Here is a 5,563-nt window from a genome sequence, read left to right on the forward strand (position 1 = left end):
GTACGGGATGGGCTCTGCGGGTGGAGTGCTTCTGGCCGGGATAGCTTCGATCATTCCTGCCATTTTCAGCCTCCTCCTCTCTTTTTGCCCGATGGAACCGGATTTTCATATTAAGACAGGAGTAAGCAATGAGCCCGATCAATGTCGCCAAGTTTGGCGGAACCAGCGTCGCCAACGCGGCAGCCATGAACAACTGCGCCGACGTGGTACTGGCCAACCCGGCCACCCGGGTGGTGGTGCTGAGCGCCAGCGCCGGCGTCACCAACCTGCTGGTGGCACTGGCCCAAGGCGATCTGGACGAGGCGGGCCAGGAGGCGCAGCTGACCAGACTGGCCGAGATCCAGCAGGCCATTCTGGCCGACCTTGGCCACCCGGGCGACGTGAGTGCCCAGATCCACGACCAGCTCGACGAGATCCGCACCATGGCGCGCCAGGCCCATCTGCATACCGATGCAGAGCTGGCTGACCGGCTCATCGCCTGCGGCGAGCTGATGTCTACCCGCCTCTTCACCGAGCTGCTGCGCCAGCGCGGCGTCAAGGCCCGCTGGCAAGATGTGCGCCAGCTGCTGCGCACCGACAGCCGCTTTGGCAAGGCCAGCGTGGATCTGGCCGCCACCCGTGACCTCTGCCAGCAGACGCTGGGCCCCCTGCTTGGCGACAGCCTCATCATCACCCAGGGCTTCATCGGTGCCGACGGCGATGGCCGTACCACCACCCTGGGCCGCGGCGGCTCCGACTACAGCGCGGCCCTCCTGGCCGAGGCGCTCGATGCCGGCAGCATCGAGATCTGGACCGACGTGCCCGGCATCTACACCACGGATCCGCGCCTGGTTACCCGCGCCCGCCCCATCCCCGAAATCAGCTTCGTGGAGGCGGCCGAGATGGCCACCTTCGGCGCCAAGGTGCTGCACCCGGCCACCTTGCAGCCGGCGGTGCGCCGCGACATTCCGGTGTTTGTCGGCTCTGCCAAGGATCCGGCCGCTGGCGGCACCTGGATCCGCGCCAGCACCCGCACCAATCCGCTGTTTCGCGCCGTGGCCCTGCGCCGCAACCAAGTGCTGGTGACCCTGCACAGCCTCAACATGTTCCACGCCTACGGTTTCCTGGCCGAGGTGTTCGGCATCCTGGCCCGCCACCGCATCTCGGTGGATCTCATCACCACCTCCGAGGTGAGCGTGTCGCTGACCCTGGATCACACCGGCAGCCAGAGCAACGGCGAACCCATCCTCAATGACAAGGTGCTGGCGGAGCTCGGCCAGCAGTGCAAGGTGCAGGTGGAGACAGGGCTGGCGCTGGTGGCGCTGATTGGCAACCGGATGAGCGAGGCGGTCGGGGTGGGCAGTCAAGTCTTTGACGCCATTCGCGAACACAACATTCGCATGATCTGTTACGGCGCCAGCGCCCACAACCTCTGCTTTTTGGTCAAGGAAGACGAGGCGGGCCACATCGTCAACCGCCTCCATCAGGAGCTGCTCGACTAAGGGGCAGTCAGCTCGCCAGGATCAACAGAGGGGCCGCCGGGCCCCTCTTTCTATATAGGGTGATGTTGGGATGAGAGCGTCGAGCGCCCCTAGCCCGCCGTAGTCAGCGCCGGCAGCAGGTTGGCCCGGATCTCCTCACGCAGCTCTTCCAGCCGGCGCAGCAGCGCCCCCTGATCCAGCCCCGCCTCGTCGGGGCCCAGGTTGTCCGCCAGTTCGGCGTAATGTTCGGTCACCGCCTGCTCCAGCCAGTCGAGCCGGCGCAGGGTGAGCGGGCCACAGCTCTTGCCGCTGAGATCGTCGGCAATGTCGAGCCGGTGGCTGCGATACATGTCGCGCCACCAGTTGGCGGCGAGCGCCTCTTCGCTGGCCAGCGCCGAGCGCCACTCCCCCAGCAGGCCCTGCAAGCGGGCCAGCACCGGCGCACTCGCCCCTTCCCGGGTCAGGTGCTGCAGTTCCCGCTGCGCCCAATTGACGCACAGGCCGCGCCAGTAGCGAAACTGCGGCAGCGGATCCGGCTCGTCGAGCCAGAGGCCAGAGAGGGTACGGGTCTCCAGCCGTTCAGGTACGTGAAAACCGGGATCGGTGAGGCCGTTGGAGTTGAATTCATGGCGGGGATCGAAGGGCCACATGTAGCCAAAGTCGAACACGCTGATCTGCTGACCGTCATCCAGCAGGTTGCCGGGGCTCGGATCCCAGTCGAACCAGCCCCAGTGGGCCAGCTCCGCCTGCACCGTCAGCATCTGCGCCAGGTTGCGCTCGTTGAGGTCATGCACCGGCACGCCCCGCAGCCAGGGGGAGACCAGCACCCCGGCCCGGGCCGAGCCAAAACTGGTGCAGACCACGTTGGCCAGGATGGTGGGGTGCAACTCCCGCAGGGCCTCTATCTCCCGGCGGCGCTCCAGCTCGGTCAGGAAGGCGGTTCTGCCGTCCACGTTGGCCACCAGGGGGTCGTGCCGGCGCCGCTTCAGGCACCAGTGATGTCCCTCCACCTTGAGGTGGAACACCTCGGCGGTGAGGCCGTGACGATAGACCTTGAGCACGGCCGGATGATCCTCCTTGAGACGCACCAGCTGGGCCACCGAAAGGGGACAGTCCTGCTCGCGCCCGATCCGGATCTCCTCCTTGCTCTCCAGCATGCGGAGCAACCTTGCCTGACGTGCCGCTACTTTGGGATTCATACATGTACCTCCATCCATATTGAGAGACTAAGCAGCAAGGCTGGAGCAGACCAGCGGCAAAGCGTCATGATGACGCTTTCATCACAGAATGAGTGTGCCCCCCGGATCGGGATCACAGTTTGCATGGTTTCACGGTCACGCAATGTTCATTGTCCGGTCATTAAATTGACAACAAGGAACAAGCCCATCACCATCGGGTCAAATTAAATGCAGCAGCCATGCATCTCCGTCACTCGCTCAAAGGATGAGCTCATATGAAAGCCCCCACTTCAGCGCGCTTGCCAGCCAGGGTCTCCGGTCTCCCCGCCCTGCTGCTGGGCATGCTGGCCGCGCTGCTGCTGCTGACCCTGTTGCTGCCGCAGATCAATCCCGCCAGCTGGCTCGGCCGGGCCCAGCCGCTGGTGCTGGGGCCGGCGGACAACCCCATCGCCACCCTCACCCGCCACGCCCTGCTCTACAAGAGCGACAGCCGCGGTCTCTATCTGGTGGTACGCAGCCAGTGGCAACTGCGGGGGCCACTGCAGGAGGGGGACAAGGTCAGGGTGGAGCTGCTCAACGACAGGGGCGAGCGCATCGATCAGCTGAGTCAGCCGGTGGACAAACGCCAACAGTGCCGCAAGGGGCGCTGCACCCTGGATCTCAACAGCACCCTGCGCGCCCCCGACGACGCCCTGGCCAGTCGCTATCAGCTGCGGATCGGCCTGCTGCTCAAGGAGAGGCCCGAAAGCGGCGAGTTCAGCCAGATCCTGCAGACCCTGCCGGAGCGAGGTTTCAATCTCACCTATCTCTGCACCAGTCTGCTGCTGGTGCTGGCCCTGAGTGCCGCCGTGCTGAAGGTGGTGCTGCCCACCCTCAGGCGCAGTCTGCGCTGGCGCATCGCCGGCAGCCTGCTGCTCGGCAACCTCACCTTCGTGCTGCTGCACGGCTTCGTGGTGTTCAAGCTGGGGGAATTTCTGCTCTGGTCAGGCTTTCGTCCCGAGCACTACTACCTCGCCTGGGGCAGCATGGTGCTGGGCTGGAGCCTCTGCGCGCTGGCAGGGTTCAACCTCTATATGGGGCTGGTGTTCACCGCCCTCTCCGGCATCGGCCTCTTGGCCAACTTCATGAAGATCGCCATCTACGGGGTACCGCTCGGGGGGGATGATCTCGGCAACCTGGTGGCGCTGCTGCGCATCCTGCTGGAGCAGCACCCTGTGCTGCCGCTGCTGGGCGGTGCACTCGCCCTTTTCTTGTGCTGGCGCTTCGCCCTGTCGCGCTGGGTGCTGCGCACCGCCGCCGCCACCGCCGCCTTCTTTGCGCTGTGCGTGTTTGCCACTCAGACCGGCAACAAGCTGCTGGGGCCCAACATTCGCTACGTGGACAGAGCGGTCAACTACCACAGGGACATCATCCGCTCGGGGCCCGGCCTCTATCTGTTCAACCTGGTGGACGAGATGTTGCAAAGCGGCAGCGTGTTTCGCTATCCCTTGCAGATCAACGAGTTCACCCCTCAGCTCAGCCACGTCAGCCTGAGCCAGCCGCCCCGCTTCGATCTGGTGATCGTGCTGCAATATGAATCCCTCTGGCTCGGCTGGCAGGGCAAGATCTGCGCGCCCCCTCCCACCCTGAGCCTGCCGGCCAGCGTGCAGCAGTGGCACAAGACCATCCACTCCCCCACCACCGGCGGCATGACGGTGCTGGCGGAGTTCGAGATGAACACCGGCCTGCCGGTGGGGCTGCTCAAGCAAGGGGTGGTGCCCTACTACTACCTCTCGGAGCAGGTGCCGGGCCTGGCGCAGAGTGCGAAGCAAAGCGGCTACCGGACCCTGTTTGCCCACCCCTATGTGGAGAAGTTCTGGGGCCGCGCCAAGGCGATCCCGGCCCTTGGCTACGAGGAGCGCTGGTTCGACAACCGTTTCACCACGCTTGAACACAAGGGGCTCTACATCTCGGATGATGCGTTGATCGACCACCTGCTCAAGCGCAGCGAGCAGGATGAGCAGCCGCTGTTTGCCTACGCGGTCACCATGCAGGGGCACGGCCCCTTCGACGGAGATCGCTACCAGGCCCAGCAGCTCGACAAAGCCTGCCCGGACCAGAGCGACACCGACCGCCAGCTGCTCAACACCTACTACACCGGCGTGGTGGATGCCATGGCATCGCTTGAGCACCTGCTGACCAGTCTGGATCGCTCAGGCAAACGCTACCTGGTGGTGGCGTTTGGCGATCACCAGCCGTTCCTGATGTCGGCCGGCAAGGGCATTCACGGTGCCAAACCGCCCCGCGATGCCAGCTACCAGATCCCCATGATGGTCTTTGCCCGCGCCGATGACACCCTCAATCTGGCGACCCAGTTCGACCCGGTACGCCAGCTCTATCAGATGGGCCAGGCCACCCGCCAGCTGTTGGCAGGCGACATGACTCCCCTCCCGGATCAGGCTCTGCTTCATCCGGTGCTGGGAGAGGAGAAGGGATTCGACGTCTCACCCCTAGGCTGCGTTCTCAAAATGCTGGTTTTCTGTCCACCAATAGTTCCCGTAAGTAACGAAGGCAGAAAGCCAGCTTGATAAAAGCAGCAAAACTTCCCGCCAGCTTTTCATACCTCGTTGAGAATCGGCGAAACTTCTTCAGCCATCCGAAGCACCGTTCGACCACATTTCTCCTACGATAACGAGCTTTGTCTAACACCAGTGGACGTCCCTTATGGTGCCGTTGCTGGTCGCTGCGTTGCGGGATAACCGCTTTTATCTTTCTGCGCCGGAGTTCTGCCCGCAGAGCCCTGCTGCTATAGGCCTTATCTGCGGCAAGATGAGTTGGCCGAGTGCGATAACGGCCTGATGAAGTCGGGATCCTTGCCATGGCCAACGCACTTGTCGCATATCTGATTTCCGCTGATTGCCCCGGCGAAAGGCAGAACCCCAGCGG

At 64.0% G+C, this 5,563-nt stretch carries 3 protein-coding genes and 1 pseudogene; 2 read left to right on the forward strand and 2 right to left on the reverse strand.

The features are described from left to right. Positions 1-128 precede the first annotated feature (128 nt). A complete protein-coding gene (lysC, locus tag CAK78_RS08660) occupies positions 129-1,481 on the forward strand; it encodes a lysine-sensitive aspartokinase 3 (RefSeq protein ID WP_094697023.1) in 1,353 nt (450 codons plus the stop codon). A gap of 89 nt (positions 1,482-1,570) precedes the next feature. Here the strand turns inward: lysC and CAK78_RS08665 are convergent, their stop codons facing one another. Continuing rightward, positions 1,571-2,659: a hypothetical protein gene (locus CAK78_RS08665; RefSeq protein WP_094697024.1), complete on the reverse strand. Its 1,089-nt coding sequence runs from the start codon at positions 2,657-2,659 to the stop codon at positions 1,571-1,573. A gap of 254 nt (positions 2,660-2,913) precedes the next feature. On the opposite strand from CAK78_RS08665, the gene CAK78_RS08670 reads away from it, so the two are divergent. Next, positions 2,914-5,205 carry an LTA synthase family protein gene (locus CAK78_RS08670; RefSeq protein WP_254924733.1) on the forward strand — a complete coding sequence of 764 codons (2,292 nt, stop codon included), beginning with the start codon at positions 2,914-2,916 and terminating at the stop codon, positions 5,203-5,205. On the opposite strand, the pseudogene CAK78_RS08675 reads toward CAK78_RS08670, so the two are convergent. Further along, positions 5,141-5,563: pseudogene (locus CAK78_RS08675) on the reverse strand (IS5-like element ISAs34 family transposase); the annotation flags it as partial. The gene CAK78_RS08670 and the pseudogene CAK78_RS08675 overlap by 65 nt on opposite strands.

The sequence above is a fragment of the Aeromonas sp. A35_P genome, from assembly GCF_002259925.1.
GTDB lineage: Bacteria > Pseudomonadota > Gammaproteobacteria > Enterobacterales > Aeromonadaceae > Aeromonas > Aeromonas dhakensis.

Coding starts and splice junctions, on each gene's coding strand:
- lysC (WP_094697023.1), top strand. CDS start 129: ATGAGCCCGATCAATGTCGCCAAGTTTGGCGGAACCAGCGTCGCCAAC.
- CAK78_RS08665 (WP_094697024.1), bottom strand. CDS start 2,659: ATGAATCCCAAAGTAGCGGCACGTCAGGCAAGGTTGCTCCGCATGCTG.
- CAK78_RS08670 (WP_254924733.1), top strand. CDS start 2,914: ATGAAAGCCCCCACTTCAGCGCGCTTGCCAGCCAGGGTCTCCGGTCTC.